Origin of the sequence: Actinomyces bovis (assembly GCF_900444995.1) — a bacterium.
GTDB classification, from domain to species: domain Bacteria; phylum Actinomycetota; class Actinomycetes; order Actinomycetales; family Actinomycetaceae; genus Actinomyces; species Actinomyces bovis.
Genome location: NZ_UAPQ01000012.1, coordinates 39,231 through 59,428, shown reverse-complemented (window position 1 = coordinate 59,428; position 20,198 = coordinate 39,231). Strand labels below are relative to the sequence as shown.

General features: G+C 65.5%; 17 protein-coding genes and 1 riboswitch. Of the genes, 11 read left to right on the top strand and 6 right to left on the bottom strand.

The genetic code is table 11. The features are described from left to right. Positions 1-45: 45 nt before the first annotated feature. Genes DR039_RS10940 through DR039_RS10930 form a run of 3 tightly spaced genes read right to left on the bottom strand, consistent with a single transcriptional unit; the run spans position 46 to position 3,775 of the window. Positions 46-918: an ABC transporter ATP-binding protein gene (locus DR039_RS10940; RefSeq protein WP_229116964.1), complete on the bottom strand. Its 873-nt coding sequence runs from the start codon at positions 916-918 to the stop codon at positions 46-48. Next, positions 915-2,678, bottom strand: coding sequence for an ABC transporter permease (locus DR039_RS10935; RefSeq protein ID WP_111837404.1), 1,764 nt, complete (start codon positions 2,676-2,678; stop codon positions 915-917). Before DR039_RS10935 ends, DR039_RS10940 begins: the two co-directional genes overlap by 4 nt. Then, positions 2,675-3,775 (bottom strand): thiamine ABC transporter substrate-binding protein, encoded by a 1,101-nt coding sequence (locus DR039_RS10930; RefSeq protein WP_111837403.1) that lies wholly within the window; start codon positions 3,773-3,775, stop codon positions 2,675-2,677. Before DR039_RS10930 ends, DR039_RS10935 begins: the two co-directional genes overlap by 4 nt. A gap of 282 nt (positions 3,776-4,057) precedes the next feature. On the opposite strand from DR039_RS10930, the gene DR039_RS10925 reads away from it, so the two are divergent. From DR039_RS10925 to DR039_RS10895, 8 genes are all read left to right on the top strand, one after another. Then, the gene (locus DR039_RS10925; RefSeq protein ID WP_111837402.1) at positions 4,058-5,431 is read left to right on the top strand and encodes a DUF418 domain-containing protein; all 1,374 of its coding nucleotides are present in this window, start codon (positions 4,058-4,060) and stop codon (positions 5,429-5,431) included. Between the two features lie 105 nt (positions 5,432-5,536). After that, positions 5,537-6,604: a YeiH family protein gene (locus tag DR039_RS10920; RefSeq protein WP_197719041.1), complete on the top strand. Its 1,068-nt coding sequence runs from the start codon at positions 5,537-5,539 to the stop codon at positions 6,602-6,604. Positions 6,605-6,678: 74 nt separating this feature from the next. Continuing rightward, the gene (locus tag DR039_RS10915) at positions 6,679-6,996 is read left to right on the top strand and encodes a DUF4235 domain-containing protein (RefSeq protein ID WP_111837400.1); all 318 of its coding nucleotides are present in this window, start codon (positions 6,679-6,681) and stop codon (positions 6,994-6,996) included. Between the two features lie 206 nt (positions 6,997-7,202). Then, the gene (locus DR039_RS10910; protein WP_111837399.1) at positions 7,203-9,722 is read left to right on the top strand and encodes a (Fe-S)-binding protein; all 2,520 of its coding nucleotides are present in this window, start codon (positions 7,203-7,205) and stop codon (positions 9,720-9,722) included. Between the two features lie 329 nt (positions 9,723-10,051). Further along, entirely contained in the window at positions 10,052-10,348 is a 297-nt protein-coding gene (locus tag DR039_RS11600; protein ID WP_229116963.1) for a hypothetical protein, read from the top strand. Between the two features lie 21 nt (positions 10,349-10,369). Next, positions 10,370-11,455: a S8 family peptidase gene (locus DR039_RS10905; RefSeq protein ID WP_229116962.1), complete on the top strand. Its 1,086-nt coding sequence runs from the start codon at positions 10,370-10,372 to the stop codon at positions 11,453-11,455. 4 nt (positions 11,456-11,459) lie between these two features. Then, positions 11,460-11,969, top strand: a complete 510-nt coding sequence (locus DR039_RS10900; RefSeq protein ID WP_126622391.1) for a hypothetical protein — start codon at positions 11,460-11,462, stop codon at positions 11,967-11,969. A 167-nt stretch (positions 11,970-12,136) separates the two neighbouring features. After that, positions 12,137-12,973, top strand: coding sequence for a prepilin peptidase (locus DR039_RS10895; protein WP_111837397.1), 837 nt, complete (start codon positions 12,137-12,139; stop codon positions 12,971-12,973). Positions 12,974-13,005: 32 nt separating this feature from the next. Here the strand turns inward: DR039_RS10895 and DR039_RS10890 are convergent, their stop codons facing one another. From DR039_RS10890 to DR039_RS10880, 3 genes are all read right to left on the bottom strand, one after another. Then, on the bottom strand, positions 13,006-13,866 hold the full coding sequence (locus DR039_RS10890) for a MetQ/NlpA family ABC transporter substrate-binding protein (RefSeq protein ID WP_111837396.1): 861 nt from the start codon (positions 13,864-13,866) through the stop codon (positions 13,006-13,008). Between the two features lie 104 nt (positions 13,867-13,970). After that, on the bottom strand, positions 13,971-14,687 hold the full coding sequence (locus DR039_RS10885) for a methionine ABC transporter permease (RefSeq protein ID WP_111837395.1): 717 nt from the start codon (positions 14,685-14,687) through the stop codon (positions 13,971-13,973). Continuing rightward, a complete protein-coding gene (locus DR039_RS10880) occupies positions 14,684-15,781 on the bottom strand; it encodes a methionine ABC transporter ATP-binding protein (RefSeq protein WP_111837394.1) in 1,098 nt (365 codons plus the stop codon). The genes DR039_RS10885 and DR039_RS10880 overlap by 4 nt, the downstream gene beginning before the upstream one ends. Continuing rightward, a riboswitch (SAM riboswitch) is annotated at positions 15,775-15,866 on the bottom strand. (Overlaps the previous gene by 7 nt.) 200 nt (positions 15,867-16,066) lie before the next feature. Here DR039_RS10880 and DR039_RS10875 point away from each other — a divergent pair. The 3 genes from DR039_RS10875 (at position 16,067) to DR039_RS10865 (ending at position 20,191) form a co-directional block, all read left to right on the top strand. Next, positions 16,067-16,594, top strand: coding sequence for a hypothetical protein (locus tag DR039_RS10875; RefSeq protein WP_111837393.1), 528 nt, complete (start codon positions 16,067-16,069; stop codon positions 16,592-16,594). A 184-nt stretch (positions 16,595-16,778) separates the two neighbouring features. Continuing rightward, a complete protein-coding gene (locus tag DR039_RS10870; RefSeq protein ID WP_111837392.1) occupies positions 16,779-18,788 on the top strand; it encodes a PKD domain-containing protein in 2,010 nt (669 codons plus the stop codon). A gap of 185 nt (positions 18,789-18,973) precedes the next feature. After that, positions 18,974-20,191 (top strand): alpha/beta hydrolase, encoded by a 1,218-nt coding sequence (locus tag DR039_RS10865; protein ID WP_111837391.1) that lies wholly within the window; start codon positions 18,974-18,976, stop codon positions 20,189-20,191. Positions 20,192-20,198: the final 7 nt, after the last annotated feature.

Genomic DNA, 20,198 nt, shown 5'->3' with positions numbered 1-20,198 from the left:
GCCTCTTCGTCACCCCTATCACCTCCGGCGAAAGCCGCAAGGTCTTCAGCTCAGCCCCAAGAAGCGCGCCACCACCTCAGACCCCGGGTTAGCGCGCAAGCCCGCAGGGGTGTCAATCCGCAGCAGGCGGCCAGCCTCCATAACTCCCACCCGGTCCGCCACCACCATGGCTTCGTCTTGGTCGTGGGTGACGTACAGGGCGGTGGTGCCCTGCTCTTTGAGGATGCGGCGCAGGTCTAAGGCCAGCTGCTCGCGCAGGGCCCGGTCCAAGGCAGACAGAGGCTCGTCCAAGCCCAGCAGATGCGGGCGGGGGGCCAGGGCGCGGGCCAGGGCCACGCGCTGAGCTTGCCCACCGGAGAGAGTGTTGATGGCGCGTTTTTCGTAACCAGACAGGCCCACTAGTGCCAGCATCTCGGTGACGCGGGCGGCGCGTTCAACCCGGGGCAGGCCCACCAAGCCATAGGCCACATTCCCGGCGACGTCGCGGAAAGGGAAGAGTTGACCGTCTTGGAACATCAGGCCAAAGCCGCGCTCGTGCACGGGGGTGGTGACCACATCCTGCCCGTCCCAGGTGATCGTTCCTTCCGCAACATCCTCTAGGCCGACGACGGCGCGCAGCAGGGAGGACTTGCCTGAGCCGGAGGCGCCCAGCAAAGCCACCACCTCACCACAAGCCACCTGCAGGTCGACGCCGTCGACGCCGCGCACTGGCGGATTGCCGTCGGCAGCCGGGTAGATGACGCTCAAGCCCGTAACCGCTAAGCCTGCGCCAACCGGGCCACTATTCGCCGGGCCATTATTCACCGGGTTAGCGTCCGCCATCCCCCTGCCAGCTGGACCGCTGCCCATCGGGTCACTGCCTACCTGACCGTTGGAGTCGATGGTGCCGCCGGGATTCGGCTCAGTGCCTAGGCTCATGGGTTTCCCTTCCTGCCAAGTTCTTCACACCGTGGGCGCCCTGGGCGTCGCGGCCGGTCCAGATGCGCCGTCTGAAGCCATTCACAGGCCAGCATGATCGCTGCGGTGCCCACCGCCAGCACCACCCCCGCCGCCAATGCCATGCCTTGGTTTTGGGGTCCGGGTGAGCCAATAAGCCGGTAAAGCACCACCGGCAAAGTATTGGTGCGAGGCCGCACCAGGAACGACGTCGCCCCAAACTCCCCCAAGCTCGTAGCCAAGGCAAAACCTGCTGCCAGGCCCCCGGCGCGCAGCAGATGCGGGCCATCCACCGTGGCCAGCACCCGACCCGGCCCGGCCCCCAGGGTCGCAGCAACCTCACGCTGGCGTGGGTCGATGGCACGCAAGGCAGGCAGTAGCGTCCGCACCACCAGCGGCACCGCCACCACGGCCTGCGCCACCGGCAGAATCCACCAACTCCGAGTAAGGGCCAGGGGCGGACGCGCCAAAGTGATGAGGAAGCCAAAGCCCACGGTCACCGCAGACACCCCCAGCGGCAACATGAAAGCGGCGTCGAGCAGCCCCACCCCCCGAGCCAAGGCCCGCGAGCGCGGACTGCGGGAAACCACCAAGCTCACAGCCCCACCCACCAGCAGCGCAATCGCGGCAGAGACCAAAGCCACCTGCGCAGAGTTCGCGGCAGCCTCCCAAACAGTGGTGACCAGGGCCTTTGAAGCGCCGGGGCGGCCCAGATCCGTGTAATTGGCCAGGGTCCAGGTGCCGGAGCGACGCAGTGAACGCAGCAGCAGCACCCACATAGGGGCCACCAGCAGTCCCACCACCACTGTCAGAGTGAGCAGCAGGGCGGGCGCATCAGCGCGACGCAGTCGGCTAGGGGGCACGTCGATGCGCAGGCGCAGGGCTGCCTGGGAGGCGCGCCGCGCCCGCTCGGCCACCCCCAGGGCCAGGGCGATAACCGCCAACTGCAGCACAGATAGGACGGCGGCGGCCCGCAGGTCCAGATATTTGGTGGTCAGGGTGTAAATCTCGGTCTCGATGGTGCCGATCCCAACCCCTCCGAGCACCAGCACGACGCCGTAGGCGGTGGCGCAAAACAGGAAGGTCATGGAGGCCGCGGAGGCAATGGCGGGCGCCAGGCTAGGCAGGGTGACGGTGCGCCAGGCTCGCCAGGGAGAAGCGCCCAGGACGCGAGCAGCCTCCACGGCACGCGGATCAAGCCGGGACCACATAGTGCCTACGATCCGCACCACCAGGCCATAGTTGAAGAAGACCAGGGCGGCGACCACCGCCGTCGTCGTGCCATCTAGATGCAGAGCGCCAAGCGGACCGCCCTTGGTGACCAGCGCGTGGAAAGCCACGCCCACCACCACCGAAGGCAGCACAAAGGGCACTGTGACCAGGGCGCGCAGCAGTTTGCAGCCGGGGAAACTGCGACGGTAGAGGACCAGGGCGCCGGGCACGCCCAAGACCACACAGATTGCGGTGGAGATGGTGGCCTGCAGCAGGGTTTGCCGGATGATGCGCCAGGTGCGGGGGCGGGTGAGGACCTCCCCGAATCCGCTCAGATCTAGGTGCCCGTCGGTGAGCAGGCCCCGGGCCACCAAGGTGGCGGCGGGCCAGGCGAAGAATACGGTCAGGAAGGCCAGGGGCAGGATGGTGGCGGCGGTCCAGCCGAGCCTTTGCGACCAGGTGGGGCGGGGGCCACGCGCACGCCGACCCCGAGAGCGGGGGGCTGCCGGGGTCGGCGTCAGGTGGTTCACGCGCCTACGGTCTCGGTCCAGGTGGTCAGCCAGGATTCACGCTTGGAGGCGATGTCTGCGGGGGCCACGACGATTGGGGCGTCGCTGGTCTTGCCGAATTTGCTTAGTTTCTCCGGGAGGGTGGCCTCAGGGTTGACCGGGTACATGTACATGTGGTCTGGGATGGAACTCTGCAATTCTGCGGAGAGCATCCATTCGATGAAGGCCTTGGCCCCCTCCGGGTTGGCGGCCTTGGTGAGGACACCGGCGTACTCGACTTGGCGGGTAGAGGTGCTCAAGAGGGCCTGGGTGGTAGTGGTGCCGTCCTCCGAGATGGTGGCGGCGGGCGAGGAGGCGTAGGAGACGACGATCGGGTAAGCGCCTTTGCCTTCTCCGGCGCTGAAGTCGGTCTCGTAGGCGGCGGTCCAGCCCTCGGCGATTTTCATGCCGTTGGCCTTGAGGTCCTTCCAGTACTGGGCGAAGCCCTCCTCCCCGAAGTGGCCGACGGTGGCCACCAGGAAGGCCAGGCCGGGTGAGGAGGTGGAGGGGTTGATGGCCACGAAGAGGCCCTGGTATTCGGGCTTGGTCAGGTCTTCAAAGCTGGCGGGTGGGGTTAGGCCTTTGTCCGCGAACCATTTGGTGTCCACGTTGATGCAGACTTCACCGAAGTCGATGGGCACTAGGCCCTTGTGGCCGTCCACCAGGTATTGGTCGGCGCCGGTGGGCAGGGTGAGGGAGAGGGTGTCGTCGATGACCTGCTCGCTGAGGGCGCGTGAGGCGAAGGTGTTGTCAATGCCGAAGACGGCGTCGCCCAGGGGGGCGTCCTTGGTGAGGACCAGTTTGTTGGTGAGCTCGCCGGCGTCGCCGGAGGGGATGAGCTCCAGGGTGTAGCCGGAGGAGTCTTCAAAGGCGGTTTTGAGGTCGTCGGGGACGTTGAAGGAGTCGTGGGTTAGGACGGTGACCTTCTTGCCGCCGGCTGAGGGGGAAGCCGCGCTGGCGCCGTCGGTGGCGGTGGAGTTGGTTTTGGAGCTGGAGCCGCAGGCGGCCAGGGTGGCGCCTAGGGCGGTGAGGCCCGCGCTGGCGAGCAGGACGCGGCGGGTGGGCTGGGGGTTGGACATTGCTTCCTCCTGGTTGGGGCCGGGAGGGGCCGGGCGCGGGTGCGTCCGAGGAGTGTCTCGACTTCCTTCGCCGGTGCTAGCCGGAGCAGGTTCGAGGGTCTGCGGTTCGCCGCACTCTCAGCGCCTTTGGTGGCGGCGGGCAGGATACTCGCCGACGCCGGGGCGCTCCCCTGTCGTTGTGGGGACAGTCTATGCCAGAGCCAGCGCACCCATTTCTGACGAAAACGCCCGTTTGTGACGAGGACGCCCGCACTGCAGGCGTTTTGGGCACGAACAGGCGTTTTGGGCACGAACAGGCGAACTCGTCGCGCGGGCCGGTTCCAGACCGACGCCGTCGCCAAGCGAAGGTTCAGCACCAGAAAGCCTGCCGCCCGCCGCAGCACCGGGCGCTTCTCCTCCTTCACCGGCGCCGCCGCCGTCCGCTTCCCGGGCCCCGACGTCGCCCGCGGCTTCATGCTGCTGCTGATCGCCTTGGCGAATGTGCCGGTGTGGCTGACTTTCTTCCACCACAACCCTGCGCCGGACGCGCTAGCCGAGGGCTGGGTGCTCCTGCGCGGTGCACTGGTGGACCTGCGCAGTTTCCCGCTATTCGCGATGCTTTTCGGTTTTGGGCTGGCCACTATGAGTCGACGGCGTATGGATGCTGCCGTCCAGCAGACTGCGGCGGCGCTGCCTGCAGGAATCGACGGTGCGCTGCGCGCTCAGCAGCTCGAAGAGGCGCGGGCGGCGGCGCTGGTTGACTCTCGCCGTCTGTTGCGGCGTCGCGGCTGGTGGATGCTGCTGTTTGGGGCGGCGCATGGGGCGGTGTTCCCCGGGGAGATCATCGGCACCTATGCGGTGATTGCGGTGCTGCTGGCGGGCGTGATCGCGGCGCGGCGCTGGTGGGTGATGGTGGCGGTATCGGCGGGGGTTTGCCTGGTGAATCTGGTGTCTTTCCTGAACTTGGGTTCCTTCATGAACACCTTGGCGGGAGAAGACGGTGGCGCAGGTGCGGGTGGTGCTGGCGTCCTGGGGCAGGAGTTGGCTGGCGCGACGCTTAGTCCGCTGTATCCGGTGCTGAGTCTGGAGATGTGGGCCATTGGCACCTTGCTGGCGGTGCTGGTGTCCTTGGCGATTCCCGCCACCTGCCTGGGGGTTTGGTTGGCCGACACTGAATTGGTGCGGCGTCCGGATACTCATCGCCGGGCGCTGGCAGTGGGTGGTGTGCTGGCGCTGACTGTTGGGGCTTTGGGGTCGGTGCCTTTCGACCTGCTGGTTCAGGGGCGCACGCTGGCACAGTGGCTGGCGGTTCCGAGCATGGCCATCTATAGCTTCACCGGCTTGGTGGGGGCGGCTGGTTGGCTGGCGTTGCTGCTGGCCTGGGCGGGTTCGGGCGCGGGTGGGCCACTGCGCGGGCTGCGGTGGTTGCTGGCGGCTGTGGGAAAACGGTCGATGACGGTGTATATCGGGCAGACGGTGTTGTTCGCGCTGGTCTTTGGGGCGTGGCTGGCCTCTGGGGTGCAGGGCGTCAGTGAGGTGACGGGGGCCTTGGTGGCCGTTGGGGTGTGGACGGCGCTCGCCCTGGGTTGTGCGTGGATGGAGCGCATGGGCTTCGCCCGCGGCCCCTTGGAGGTGCTGTTGCGCCGGGCGGTGACGACGTCGGCGCGGGCGCGCTGAAGCACCCATTTCTGACGAAAACGCCCGTTTGTGACGAGAACGCCTGCGGTGCGGGCGTTCTCGTCACGAACAGGCGTTCTGGGCAATGCTGAGAGGATGCAGAGCGTGAGTCCATCCCAAACCAACGCCGTCGCCCCACCCCACCACTCCCGCGCCGCCCTCCTCTCGCGCCTACGCTCCCTCGCACCCGGCCTGAGCCTGTGTCTTGCGGCGGCCGCCATCGGCTACGGCCTAAGCCGCCTCCTGCCGGTCAGCCCGCTGATTGTGGCCATCGTGCTCGGGATCGTGCTGGCCAATATCGGCGTGCCAGCCCCTGCCGCTGACGGCATTGACTTCTCCGCCAAAAAGCTGCTGCGGGCCGGGATCGTCCTGCTCGGCCTGCAACTCGTGCTCGCCGATATCCTCGCGCTAGGCGCGCCGATGCTGGCCGTGATCGCCTGCATCGTCGCAGGCGGAATCCTCGGCACCATCCTGTTGGGACGACTGCTGCGCGTACCAAGCGGACTAACCCTGCTGATCGCCTGCGGGTTCTCCATCTGTGGGGCCGCCGCCGTGGCCGGTGCCGCCGGGGTGCTTGATCCCGACGACGAAGCCGAGGAGGACACCATCGCTGCCGTCGCCTTAGTGGTCATCTTTGGCACACTCATGATCCCGCTAGTCCCGCTAGTGGCCCCACTCCTAGGCCTCGACGTACATCACGCCGGCATGTGGGCGGGCGGCTCAGTCCACGAGATCGCCCAAGTCGTGGCCGTAGGCGGCATCATCGGCGGTGGTGCGCTTACGGTGGCGGTAATCGTCAAACTTGCCCGTGTGCTGCTACTGGCCCCGGTGGTTGCCGTGCTCAGCATTCGGCAACGGCGACTGAGCGGCAACTCAAAGGAGCCCGACGCCGTAGCCGGCGCCGCCACCAAACTGCCCCCAATCATCCCCCTGTTCGTATTGGGCTTCTTGGCAATGGTGCTGCTGCGCTCCTTCGTGCCACTGCCGCAGGCCGCGCTGACAGCCGGTGCCACAGCACAGAGCGTGCTGCTAGCTGCGGCAATGTTTGGGCTTGGTTGCGGGGTGAAGGTCCGCAATCTGCTTCGCGTGGGGCTGCGCCCCTTCGTCTTAGCCGCGCTCGCAACGCTGCTCGTGGCGACCATCGCTTTCCTGGGCGTCACCCTGGCCGCGTAGCGCTGACTGTGGGCTAAAGCTCCACCTTTAAGGCATGATCTTCCTAGCGTCAGACCTACCCCAAGGAGCACCCCATGGCCAAGAAAACCAAGCACAACGACCTCGTATGGAAGGCCACCGCCGCTATCTCCACGGTCGTCGCGGGCCTAGTAGCAGACAAGGTGGTGGCTGCTGGCTGGCGCGCGTTCACCGGCCGCCCCGCCCCTAAGGAGCAGGAACAGCTGCTGGACTACAAGCTCCTGGAGGTCGTGACCTTTGCGGTCCTGTCCGGCGCAGCCCTCACCCTCACCCGCGAGTTGAGCCTGCGCCAGGTGGCCAAGTGGTACGGCGGCAAGGATCTCAACCCGCTCAACGGCCAGCGCACCCCCGCCCCCGAGTCCCTCACCGCCTGAAACTCGGCTACCGCCGCTGGGACCCGGCGGTCCGCGCTGACAACATTCGGCTCCCAGGCTGCAGGGGCGCCCCACAAGCACCGCGTCCTAACGGTCTCACCGGCACCACCGCCACCCGCACCCGGCCCCCACACGCGCCGCACCCCAGCCCGCCCCGCGCTACCACCAGCACCAGCCCACAGCCTTGCCGCAGCTAGGCTGAGGCCATGACTCCCCTCGCCGTCGTGCAGTTGGTGTGCGCGCTGATCACCGCCGCGCTTAGCGTCGTCGGAGTTGGGCTCTTTGCCCGCGCGGCCCTGACCATCGCCAACCGCGTCCGCGTGGGCCGCCCCGTCCCCCGCGAGCGCCTGAGCCCCGTGGCCCGCCGCCTCTGGCACACACTCAGCACAGTCTTGTCCCACCAGGCCTTCAAAGGCCGCCCGTGGATTAGAGCTGCCCACTGGCTGGTGATGGTGAGCTTCCCCTTGCTCTTCCTGACCCTAGTAACCGGCTACGGCCAAGTGCTGGCGGGCCCCGACTGGCACCTGCCCTGGCTGGATCGGCAGCCTTGGTGGACCTGGACGGTGGAGTTCATCGCTTGGCTCTCCCTAGCCGGAATCATCGCCCTGACGGTGGTGCGCATCCGTCTGACTCGCCGGGGCGCTACCCAAGCCCCCTACGCCCCGGACTCCGACGCTGGCCGCCGCACTCGCACCTCTCGCTTCACGGGCTCGACGGCGTCGCAGGCCCGCTTTGTGGAGGCGGTGGTGGGCGGCGTGGTGGCCTGCGTGCTGGTGTTGCGGATGCTGGAGCACGCCCGCTTAGTGCTCGCTGGCAACCCGGCAGATCTGAGCAACACCCCCTCCTGGCTGCTGCACCCCCTGACTGCCTGGGCCACGCCCCTGCTCACTCCCTTGGGGCCGGATGGTCTGGCTATTGCCATCACCATCACCGCCACCGTCAAGATCGCAATCTCCATGGTGTGGATGGTGGTGGTGGGCCTGCAACCTTCGATGGGGGTGGCCTGGCACCGCTTCCTGGCACTCCTAACCGTTTACGCGGGTCGCAATCTGGACGGCACCAAAGCTCTAGGCCCACTGGAGCCCATCAGTTTGCCCAGTGGCAAGTCCCTCACCCTGGAGACTCTGGATGAGCTAGATGAGGCCCTGGAGGCTGCGGAGGAGGGCACGGGCCCGGAGCCGCAGCTGGGGGTGGGCCGGATTGATGGTTTCACTTGGAAGGGCCTGCTGGACTTTTCCACCTGCACCGAATGTGGCCGTTGCCAGGATCTGTGCCCCGCCTGGAACACCGGCAAACCCCTGTCCCCCAAGCTCTTTACCCTGGCGCTGCGCGACCATCACGCCGCTGCCGCCCCCTGGCTGCGGGCTGCCGCCACGCTGGGGGCCGACGTCGACTCCCTCACTCAGGAGCAGCTAGATGCTCGCCGTCCCAACCTTCTGGGCCGCTTGACCGGCACACAAGATGGCCTGGCCACCAATACCAGCCTGGGCCTAGCCCCCGGCAGCGCCCACACCGCCGACGTGCTCGGCGCCCTGCTGGAGGCCAAAGCTGCCCCCACTGAGCAGGGTGTGGCCAGGCGCCCCGCAGAATTAATTGGGGAGGTCATCCCGCCGGAGGTGCTGTGGTCTTGCACCACCTGTGGCGCCTGCGTGGACCAGTGCCCCGTAGATATTGAGCATATTGACCGGGTGGTAGACCTGCGCCGCCAGCAGGTGCTGATGGCCTCAGCCTTCCCCAAGGAACTGGGGCAGATGTTCCGCAAGCTTGAGTCCAAAGGCAACCCCTGGGGCCTGCCCGCCCGCAAACGCCTGGAATGGGCTAAGAATCTGGACTTTGAAGTGCCGGTAATCGGTGTGGATGTGGAGGATGCCACCGGCGTGGACTACCTGCTGTGGGTGGGTTGCGCAGGCGCCTACGAGGACCGCGCCAAGAAGACCACCCGGGCGCTGGCTGAGCTGCTGCACACCGCCGGGGTGAGTTTTGCCGTGCTGGGCGACGGCGAGACCTGCACCGGGGACCCGGCCCGCCGCGCCGGCAACGAGATCCTCTTCCAGACGCTGGCCGCCCAGAACGTGGAGACTCTAAATGAGGTGGGGGCTAAGCGAATCGTGGTGAGCTGCGCGCACTGTTTCAACACGATCGCCCGCGAGTACCCGCAGATCGGTGGGAACTACGAGGTGCTGCACTACACCCAGTTGCTCAACACCCTGGTGCGCGACGGCCGCCTGCGCCCAGTCCCCCCAGCTAGCAAATCGCACCCAGCTGCCAGCCCGGCCCAGGCTGCCAACTCAACCCCATCCGACGCCGAAGGCGACCACACCCCACCCCCCACCGAGGCGACGCCGTCGTCGCCCCAAAACAGCGTCCCGCAAACGGTGACCTACCAAGACGCCTGCTACCTGGGACGCCACAACCAGGTCTACTCCCCACCGCGCGAACTCATCGAAGCCACCGGCGCCCAGACCGTGGAGATGCCACGCAACCGCGAGCGCGGCTTCTGCTGCGGTGGCGGCGGGGCGCGCGCCTTCATGGAGGAGTCGATTGGCACGCGGATCGCGGTGGAGCGCTCGCGGGAAGCAATCGGCACGGGCGCCCAGGTGGTGGCCACCGCCTGCCCCTTCTGCACCGCCATGCTTTCCGACGGCGTCGCCAGCGAAGGCGCACAGGTCCGTGTAACTGACGTGGCCACGCTCATGCTTGAGGCCGTCAAGCGCGGGCAGAACTGAACGGAGCCCACTGAGCAGCGCCGACCCCACTGCGCCAAGCAAACCGGGCTGCCCTAGCTACTCCACCCACTCCGTTCTTGGCGACCTGTTTCCAGTAACCTGTTTCTGCCGCGCTGCCGCTCCCACTACCCATGCGACCCCGCAGCTGGGCGCAGAGCTCGCCGCACCATTGCAGGCCTTCGGGCCGGTGGGGCCCCTACCCATCTACCTAAGCCCAAAGGCCAGTAAGGATAGGACCATCCAAGAGAACGGTCCTCGCTGGCCAGCTCTCAACGGCTCCCCCTAGGAGCCATCCAGTCCCGCCTGAGGCCCTAACGGAAAGTCCTCCCATGACATCGACATCTCGCCGGAATGCCGGACCACTGGCTGCAATCGCCGTGATTGCAGTCGTTGCAATCCTTGCCGTCGTAGCGACCATGAGCGGCGTCTTCAGCTCCAAAGCCGCAGGCCCCGAATCCCCGAAGCAATCCACCGCACCGCAGGCTGGCGCTGCCGACGGCGTAGAGGCGGTGGAGCCTGACCTGGTGGTGGAGTCCATGGATGAGAACGTCCCCAACGACCAGTACTTCAAACACCAGTGGGACCTGACCTCCGCTAACTTCGGCATGAACGCCACCAATGCTTAGTCCCAGTCCAAGGGCCAGGGCGTGACCGTGGCCGTAATCGACTCCGGCATCCTGGCCCACCCCGACCTTGAGGGCCAGGTCCTGCCCAGCTACGACTTCATCTCTGACCCACAGGTCTCTGGGGACAATGACGGTCGTGACGCCAACCCGGCCGATGAGGGTGACTACTACGCCGACAACCAGTGCCAGCAAGGCATGCGGGGTCACGCCTCCTCCTGGCACGGCACACACGTGGCTGGCACCATCGCGGCAGCCACCAATAACCGCACCGGCATCAGCGGCGTCGCCCCGGACTCAAAGATCCTGCCAGTGCGCGCCCTGGGGCGCTGCGGTGGGCGCAGCTCAGACATCGTCGATGCCATCACTTGGTCCGCCGGTGGCCAGGTCTACGGCGTGCCGGACAACCCCAACCCGGCCAAGGTCATCAACCTGAGCCTGGGTGGCGCCCGCGCCTGCCCCGCCTACTACCAGCGCACCATTGACGCTGCCGTAGCCCGTGGCGCCATCGTGGTGGCCGCCGCTGGCAACAATGCGGAAGACGCGAAGAACGCGGCCCCGGCCTCCTGCAACAACGTCATCACCGTGGGTGCCACCACTAATACGGGGCAGCGCGCCATCTACTCGAACTTCGGTTCCACGGTTGAGGTTTCTGCGCCCGGTGGCTTCATGGATAAGAACACTCCCGACGGCGGCATCCTGTCCCTGGGTGACACCTCCGAGACCACTCCGCAGGGCTACACCTACATGTACATGATCGGCACCAGCCAGGCCGCCCCGCACGTTTCTGGCACGGTGGCTCTGATGACTGCCATCGACCCGAACCTTGACACCACGCGCGCCACCCAGCTGCTGCAGAGCACTTCCACCCCCATGACCTGTGACCAGGACTCCTGCGGCACTGGCGTTATCAACGCGGCCAGCGCGGTGGCGGAGTTGGCCAAGCAGAAAGGCGTGAACCCGGCGCCGTCGCCGGCCCCGGCACCCCCGGTTGAGACTGCGCCTCCGGCCGATCCTGCCCCTTCCCCAGCGCCTGAGCCCACTAAGCGTTCAGTCAAGGAGCGGTTGGACGACCTGATCCGCAAGATCAAGGCGAAGAAGGGGAAGTAAGCAGATGAGTAGCTCGGCCCGCCATCGAATCCACCACACCACGACGACACCACGAGGCAAGGTTTCCCCAGCCTCAGCCTCCGCAACGGTGCTGACTGCACTCATGCTGTCCGCTGCGGTCACCGGCGTCGCCACTGGGGCCACTCAGGAGCAGAACATGAAGGATGCAGGTATCAGCGTGAGCCACGAGCCGTTCCAGCCAAGCACAGCCACGCCTTCCACTGGCCCGGCAGAGGCAAAGCCCAAGGGCCCGGGGGTGCTGGTGACCTTGGACCAGGATCTCAAGCAGATTGAGGCCTCCGGGCAGGCTCAAGCGGTGTTCAGCGTGTTGGAGGAGTCTTTGCAGCGGGCCTCACTGGCCTGTGGCACCACGATTATGGCCGGGCAGGTGGCCGGTGGCGGCATCGTGGTTTACCTGCAGGATCCGTCCGCGAATGCATGCTTCATCAAGAACCTCAAGGGCACGAAGTATGTGCTTGATGCGGAGGAGGACCTGCATGTAACCGGCCAGTAAGTGGTTGGGACTGCTACAGGTCAATTTAGCCGTGGAGGCGTCACCGGAGCCCTGGACCGGTGACGCCTCCACTCATGTCTTAGGGGCGCAGGTTTTGCAGCCCTGCGATATTGGGCCCGCACGTTCTGGCGCTCACCTTTGGGGTGGGCACGTGAAAGACTCTGCGAGTGCCCTTCTCCCTGCCCTTAGCCGCGCTGGCTTTAACACTGCTCGGAGGCCTCGCCCTGATCTTGGGGCCGGTGCTGGCCTACGCGCGCGCCTATGTGGAGCGCCTGGAAGCAGCCTTTGCGGCCACAGGTGCTGCTGCGGCCACAGGTGCTGCTGCGGATACAGGTGCTGCTGAGGCCGCAGGCAGCGTGGCGCACCAGGCTAGTTCGGGCCCCACTCCGCCCCAGCCCACGGCTCCGGCGATTCGACGGCGGTGGCTCCTGCATCCCGTGGCCCAGCTGCTGCTGGCTCTGCTGCTGGGTGGCAGCACGGCGCTGTGGGCTTGGCATTACGGGCAGGTGCACGACGGCGTCGTCGCTGTGCCCACAATCATGCTGCTAGGCACCGCGGGCAGCATTGATGCGATCTGCCATCGGCTGCCCAACCGGATCCTTGGTGGGGCGGCGGCCTGGCTGGGCCTCGGCTTGATGGCGCAAATCGTGGTTTTGCTCCTGCGAAGCGGGTCTTTGGCGACGGCGAGCCTGGTGCCGCTGCGAGCTGGCCTGGTGGCTTTGGCGCTAGGCGGAGCGGTGTTTCTGATGGCCTGGCTGCGCGCCGGACTGGGCGCAGGTGACGTGAAGCTGTGCGCCGTGACCGGCCTGTGGTTGGGGCAGCTGGGCTGGAGCGCGGCCTTGACGGGCTTTGTGATTGGCTTCTTCCTGGCGGGGCTGCTCGCCCTCGTGCTGCTGGCAACCGGCCAGGCCAAGCTCAAGACCCGCGTCGCCCTGGGCCCGGCGTTGATCCTGGGAGCTTGGTTAGCTTGGTTGTTGCAAATGGCTGCGGGGGCGGCGTCTTAAATCGACCCCGCCCCCGCCTAGCCTTTGCTTACTCAGAAGGCCGGAATGACAGAGCCGTCCGTCCAGGTGCTCTTGATGTACTCGCGGAACTTGTCAGAGTTCAGTAGCTCGGCGAGCTTCTTGAGGTGCGCGTCGTCCTTGTTTTCGGTGCGTACCACCAGGAGGTTGGCGTGCGGGGAGCCTTCGCCTGGCTCCAGGGCGATGGCTTCCTTTGAGGGCACTAGGCCGCCGTCGATCGCGTAGTTGCCGTTGATGACGGCAATGTCGGCGTCGGCCATGGAGGTCACCAGCAGGGAGCCTTCAATGGGGGTGAAGGTGAGTTTCTTAGGGTTGGAAGTGACGTCCGTGTCGGCGGGGAGCTTGGCGTTCTTATCCAGCTCGATTACGCCGTTGGTGGCCAGCAGCTGCAAGCCGCGCGCAAAGTTAGCGGGGTCAGAGTTGAGGATGACCTTGGCGCCCTCGGGCAGCTCCTCGAGGCTCTTGTAGCCCTTCTTGGTGTACACGCCCATGGGCTCCACGTGCACATTGGCGATGGAGGTGAAGTCGTACTTCTTCTCGGCTTTCTGGGCCTCCAAGAAATCGGGGGTTTGGTAGAAGTTCGCAGCGAGCGAGCCGTCCGCCAGGGAGGAGTTGGGCGTCTGGTAGTCGTTGATCTCCTTGATTTCCAAGTCTAGGCCGGCGTCTTTGGCCAGGTTCTCCTTGACCCACTGGAGCATGGTGACGTGCGGTTGGGGGGTGGCGCCGATGGTGATGGTGGCGACGCCGTCTTTAACGCTGAGGCCTTTGACGGAGCTGCCGGAGTCCTTGGCGGAGCCGCAGGCGGCTAGGGTCAGAGTGAGGGCTCCGGCCAGGGTGCCGGTGAGGACGTGGCGGCGAGTGAACTGAGTGGACATGGGGGTTCCTTTCGGATGGGCGGCCAGCTGGCCAAGTCTTTTGCTTTGGGTTGGCTGGTGGGGCCCGGCGTCGTCGTTATTGGTGCCGACGGCGGGGCCGCGGCTCAGCGGTGGTCTACTGCCCGGCTGAGCAGGTCGCCGATCACCTGGATGATGGCGACGATCAGGAGGATCAGGATCACGGTGCACCAGATGACGTCCGGTTGGGAACGCTGGTGCCCGTACTGGATGGCCAGGTCACCGAGTCCACCGCCGCCGACGGCTCCCGCCATTGCGGAGTAGCCGAGCAGGGTGATGAGGGTGACGGTGGCTGACTGGATTAGGACGGGCATGGCTTCGCGTACGAGCACACCCCAGGTGATCTGGCTGGAGGAGGCACCCATCATGAGGGCTGCTTCCACTTTGCCTTGCTCCACGTTGTTTAGAGCGGTTTCAACCATGCGTGCGTAGAAGGGGATCGCGCCGATGGTCAGGGGCACACTGGCCGCCTGCCAACCCAGCGAGGTCCCCACGAGCATTCGAGTCAGGGGTAGCAGCAGCACCAGCAGGATGATGAAGGGCATGGAGCGCCCGATATTCACCAGCTGGGAGAGCACCTGGTAGAGGGCCTGGTTGGGGTGGCGTCCGCGTGGCCCCGTGGTGACTAGGGCGATGCCTAGGAGCAGGCCTAGCGCGATCACTAGGACGCTGGAGACGATGGTCATGGCCAGGGTCTCGAAGGTGGCGGGCCAGAGCTTGGTCTGGATGACTGGGTTGTTGAGCCAGGTCCGGTCTGGGTCGGAGGCCAGGGGGAGCAGCTGCGTGAGGGTCAGGGGGGTCATGCGCGCACCTCCGCGAGGGTTCCGGCTGCGGTGAGGGCGGCGAGTGCGGCGTCAGCCCGCGCCTCGGGGATAGCTAGGGCTAGGCGGCCGATTTGGGCGGTGCCCAGGGTTTGGAAGACGCCGGCGGAGACGTCAGCACCGTGGTCTTTGGCTAGGGACATGATGGCTGCGGCGGCGGGCTGGCCGGGGTGGGCGGTCAGGGCGACGTCGATCAGCACTTCGCCGTCGCGCCGCGCCTCGGCGGGCACCTCCGGCAAGGGCACTAGTTCAAGGGCTAGGCGGGAGGAGGGCTGGGAGACGATCTGCTCCACGGTGCCGGATTCGACCACGCGCCCGGCCTCAAGCAGGCTCACGGAGTCACAGATCTGGCGGACTACGCCCATCTCGTGGGTGATGATGACGACGGTGACGCCGAGGCGGTCGCGCACGTCGCGGATCAGTTCAAGGATTTGTCGGGTGGTTTCCGGGTCTAGGGCGCTGGTGGGTTCGTCGCATAAGAGGACGTCGGGGTGGTCCGCGAGGGCGCGGGCAATGCCGACGCGCTGTTTTTGGCCGCCGGAAAGCTGAGCGGGGTAGGAGAAACCGCGGTCGGCCAGGCCCACGAGGTCCAGCATCCGCTTGACGCTCTGGTGGCGTTCGCCTTTCTTCACACCGGCTAGGGCCAGTGGGTAGGCGATGTTTTGGGCGGTGGTGCGCGAATCCAGCAGGTTGGCGTGCTGGAAGACCATGCCGATCTTGCGGCGGGCTTCGCGCAGCTCGGTGTGGTTGAGGGTGGTTAGGTCTTGCCCGGCTACGCGCACTTCGCCGGAGGTGGGGCGCTCTAGGGCGGTTAGGCAGCGCACCAGAGTGGATTTTCCGGCGCCGGAGGAGCCGACGATGCCGTGAATGGAACCGGCGGGAATCTCTAGGGAGAGGCCGTCTAGGGCGCGGACCTGGCTGCCGTCGCGCAGGGTGTAGACCTTGTGGACGTCTTTCAGGGAGATCATGGGAGCGGCAGCGGCGTCAGTCTGGGGGGTGGCGACGGCGTCGGGGCTGCCGGAGGCACTGGCTGCCTGCTCAGGGGACGTAAGTGCTGGACTCATACTTTCCTCCATCGGTCCTGGCGGAAGCACCCTCACCGCTGCGCGGGGGTTGCTGCAACGTCGTCGAGCCAGGTCTCTCGGTTGCTCTGGATGGTTGCAAGCAAAGTAGTCGGAGGATGGGGCTGAAGGCAAATACCGTCTCAGGCAACGGACGAAAGTCACGTGCTGTGAGGGTGACCCGGAGCGCTTCGCGCTAGCTTCGCCATTGCCACAGCGAGTGACCTGAACTTACAGTCGATTTCGACTCAGCCAACCGCCCTCAACCTGCACAGTCCCGCCACTTAGACCTGCGAGCCTATGAACCACACCTTCCACCCTAAGGACCGCGCCACTGAGCCCGCCCTTGCTAGCCGACGCCCATCCCGCCGCGCCGCGCTAACCCTGGGCGCCTTAGGCACCCTCACGCTGGGTGGACTAGCTACCTGGGCCTACCTGCCGGGCGGCTATCTGAGCTACGACGCTCGCCTCTTCCGAGCCATGAAAGCCGACCCCATGGCAGCAATTCCGCTACTGGGACGTAAGCCGGTCTTCGTCATGGACCACGAGCCCGCTGGGCTATTGAGCATTGAGAACACCAACCCAAGCCTTGAACGGCTCTTCCGGGATGACTCGATCGGGCAGGACGCCCTTGTGCAAGAGCTAATCACCCGCGCTCAAGAGGTTGGCTGGACTCACGATCCGAGCAATTCCCAGAACGACTGGTGGTCTAGCACCCGCACACATAAGACCTTCTCAGCCTTCTCACTTTCTATCCATCCATTGAAGTCTTTGAAGCCGGAGGAACAGTTTTACAACAGCGTCTCTATCTCTATCAGTCAACGATGATCTTGACAGGTCTCGGACCGAACGATTCCCCACCCTTGCCAGGAGGCACTTCCCATGCCAATCCCTCAACAAGCCAAAAGGACCCGACTACCGATCCTGCTACTGCTGCTCACGGCCATAATCAGTCTGGGAACAGCAGGCCCACAAGTACACCGAGTGGCTAAACGATCAAGGTCATCCCACTATCCTGACAAACTTGGCCCATTCTGGAGACACCACCGCCAACCTGCTCGAGGACCAGCAGGGCCGCCCCAGTCAGATCAGCCAGCTTCCGGAAGACACTAACGTCGTTATGTTCACCGTCGGTGGCAACGACGTTAAATTCGCAGAAATCGTTTCTCAGTGCTTTGCCCTAGGCATACGCGACCCAAAGTCTTGCCGCAACAACGTCGAAGCTGCCCAGAAGGGCCTAAGTGTGGTGCGGGACAAAACGGAGCAGATCCTGAACAAGATCGACGCCCGACTCCCTGACGGCGCGCAGGTGATCCTGGTTGGTTACCCACGCCTTGCCACCGACAGGAAGTATATCCTCAATGAGTGGGGACAATCTTATGATGCTGGCACCAATGTACGCGCCCTTTCTGACCAATCCCGCCAAGTACAGTCCGACCTGGTCCGGCAGTGGAACGCCTCCCACCCCGGCCTGAAGGTCACTTACATCGACGGCGTCGTAAATGCTTTCGACGGCCACGAGCCAGACCCCTCAGCGTTCTCCAGGAACCCTCACCGTTGGATTAATGAGTTCCTGGAAACAAATGGGCGTCAAGGGCCGGACGGCACAACTATCAGCGAATCCTCATATGAGCAAATGCACTGGTACCACCCCAACCTAATTGGACATGCCCAAATCGCTGAACTCATCAAGAATCAGGTGGGGGTACCCAGCCCAGGCAACACTGATCTCGGCGTCACTAAAGGCGATATCGACATTGCCTTTGTAATCGACTCCACCGGCTCAATGCGAGACGACGTAGATGCGGTACGCAGCCGGGTACACGACATCGTCACGCGCGTTCAGAAGAGCGCCTCCAGCTACCGCTTTGCCCTGGTGGACTATAAGGACCACCCCAAGTACGACTCGGAAAACTACCTAGCCAAGACTCGGCTCGACTTCACCTCTGACGGAAAAGCACTTGAAGACACGCTAGGCACCCTCACCTACGAGGGCGGCAACATCGGCAATGTGGCCGCCTCCTCACACTCTGGCGTGATGCAGGCCCTCGGGCTCAAATGGCGTGACGGCGTGCGCAAGATCGTCATCGTCATCGGAGACGCACCACCACGCGACCCGGAGACTGAAACCGGTTACACCTCCGCCTCCGTCGCCAAAGCCGCCTGGGAGGTTGACCCGGCAGTAGTGTACGGAATCGACACTGGAGGCCTTAGCTCCGCTGCGTTTAAGGACTTGGTGGACCGCTCCGGTGGCACGATCGCTGAGTCTGCTTCACCTGACAACGTGGCCACTCTCATCAATCAGGCGATCGAGTCCGAACTGTCCAAGCCTTTTGCCTGGATTCAGGGCCCATACGTGATCAAGGTTGGTGACTCGCTCACGCTGGACGCTCGGGGTTCCTATGCCACCAGCGGCACAATCACCAGCTACGAGTGGGACTTCGACGGCGACGGCACCTACGACCAAACCACCACCGAAGCCAAGGTGACCCACACTTTCCCCAGCGAGATGAAGGGATACCTTGCCCTGCGCGTCACCCAGACCGATGGGCAGACCAACGTGGCTACCACCCCAATCATGGTGACCGACGACGAAGACTCCACCCCGGCAGCCTCTGACAACTGTCCAACGGTCTACAACTACAGTCAGTCCGACTACGACCAGGATGGCATCGGTGACGAGTGCGACCCGGAGCCCGGCTACCCCCAGGCGGACAAGCCCGGAGTCACAGAGACGACGGACAACCAGCCCGCCCCTGTTGCGCCAACCAGCCCGAGCCCGTCAGCCACTGCCACCCCGTCGGATAGCACGCAGGCACCGTCACCGACGGCTACTAGCAGCCCGTCCGGAGTGGTCCCGCAGCCAGCACCTACGGCTGGCCCCGCGAACCACAGCGGTTCCAACAAAGCGCTGTCGAACACCGGCGTATCCACCGCAGGCGGGTTGGGAGCCGTGGCGGCACTGCTACTTGCTGGATTCGGGATTCGGCAAGCGACACTGCGACGGCGGCGTCTGAGTTGACCGGTCCTTGCTGACTCAAGCTGCTGACCGGGAGCCCTAAACCCCTCTGAAGGCTTCCGTTCACAGCCGCTGCTGGTGCGGCCCAGAGGCCTGACAGGCCTCTGGGCCGCACCAGTCACCTTGTGATAGCCCACATTCAGGACACCTATCGGCCCTAGTCCCCCCTCGGATGGCAGGATCGAGTCATGACGCAGACCGACCAGTCCACGCCAACTACGCCACCGGCTCCTGAGCTCACCCCGGACATCCTGGGGGAGCCTTGGGTGGCCAGGCGTATCAACGTGACTGTCGACCAAGAGGCCGCACCCGGCGCAGACCACGCCGTACTGGTGTACCAGCGCGGCGCCACCACCGCCCCGCGATCCGCGCCCCGGCACACGCGCGCCGTCCTCTATCTGCACGGCCGCAACGACTACTTCTTCCAGACCTGGCTAGCGGAAGCCTTCCTAGACGCCGGCTACGAGTTCTACGCCCTGGACCTGCGGGCCTGCGGCCGGGCTGGCGCGCAGCACCCCTCGCCACACGACGTGCGCGACCTGCGCGTGCACGACGAGGAGATTGCTGAATCCCTGCGCATCATTAAGGAAGAGCACGGGCACCACACGGTTATCCTCAACGGTCACTCCACCGGTGGCCTACAGGCCGTCATCTGGGCGGCAGACCACCCCGGGTCCGTGCGCGCCCTAGCCCTCAACTCCCCCTGGTTGCAGCTGAACTCCAGCAGTCTGGTCCGCTCCTACGGTTCCGCCTACGTGGACCTGCTCTCCCGCCGCGACCCGAACCGGATCATCGGCAACCCTTCAGAAACCAAGGCTCACAAGGCCGCGCGCCTGGCCGCGCAAGCAGCTTTGGAGGCCAGGGCCACGCAGGCAGAGACCGCCGACCCCGCTCCAGCCGACTCCGCTCCAGCCGACTCCTCCGCAACCGAAGCCACCAAGACGCCGCAGGCCACAGCCAGCGACGCCGTCGCCGCGCTTACAGCCGCGGACCCGGGGGCAGTAGAGGATGACCTGTACGTCCGGGTACTGCACCAGCGCTGGGGCGGGGAGTGGGACTGGGACCTTAACCTCAAGGCCTCGCCCTCTTTCCCTGTGCGGGCTGGCTTCATGGCGGGTATCCGCCGTCTGCACCGGGAAATCAAGCATGGCCTGGACCTGAAAGTGCCGGTGCTGGTGTGCTGCTCTACCACCACCGGGCAGCCGGATGCCACCCCCGAAGAGGCGCTGCGCAGCGACATGGTGCTGTCTGTGGAGCAGATGGTGGAGCGTTCCGCCTGCCTGGGGCGAGACGTCACTATCCGGCAGATTCCCGGCGGGGTGCACGACCTAGTGCTCTCCCCCAGCCCGGTCCGCGAGGACTACCTAAACACCATGATGGGCTGGCTGGCGGTGCGCCTAGGTTAAGGCGCCT

Excerpts from the sequence above, each read along its gene's own strand:
- DR039_RS10885 (WP_111837395.1), bottom strand. The coding sequence starts at position 14,687 with ATGACCCCCCTGACCCTCACGCAGCTGCTCCCCCTGGCCTCCGACCCA.
- DR039_RS10930 (WP_111837403.1), bottom strand. The coding sequence starts at position 3,775 with ATGTCCAACCCCCAGCCCACCCGCCGCGTCCTGCTCGCCAGCGCGGGC.
- DR039_RS10880 (WP_111837394.1), bottom strand. The coding sequence starts at position 15,781 with ATGGAGGAAAGTATGAGTCCAGCACTTACGTCCCCTGAGCAGGCAGCC.
- DR039_RS10900 (WP_126622391.1), top strand. The coding sequence starts at position 11,460 with ATGAGTAGCTCGGCCCGCCATCGAATCCACCACACCACGACGACACCA.
- DR039_RS10910 (WP_111837399.1), top strand. The coding sequence starts at position 7,203 with ATGACTCCCCTCGCCGTCGTGCAGTTGGTGTGCGCGCTGATCACCGCC.
- DR039_RS10865 (WP_111837391.1), top strand. The coding sequence starts at position 18,974 with ATGACGCAGACCGACCAGTCCACGCCAACTACGCCACCGGCTCCTGAG.
- DR039_RS10915 (WP_111837400.1), top strand. The coding sequence starts at position 6,679 with ATGGCCAAGAAAACCAAGCACAACGACCTCGTATGGAAGGCCACCGCC.
- DR039_RS10890 (WP_111837396.1), bottom strand. The coding sequence starts at position 13,866 with ATGTCCACTCAGTTCACTCGCCGCCACGTCCTCACCGGCACCCTGGCC.
- DR039_RS10875 (WP_111837393.1), top strand. The coding sequence starts at position 16,067 with ATGAACCACACCTTCCACCCTAAGGACCGCGCCACTGAGCCCGCCCTT.
- DR039_RS10940 (WP_229116964.1), bottom strand. The coding sequence starts at position 918 with ATGAGCCTAGGCACTGAGCCGAATCCCGGCGGCACCATCGACTCCAAC.
- DR039_RS11600 (WP_229116963.1), top strand. The coding sequence starts at position 10,052 with ATGACATCGACATCTCGCCGGAATGCCGGACCACTGGCTGCAATCGCC.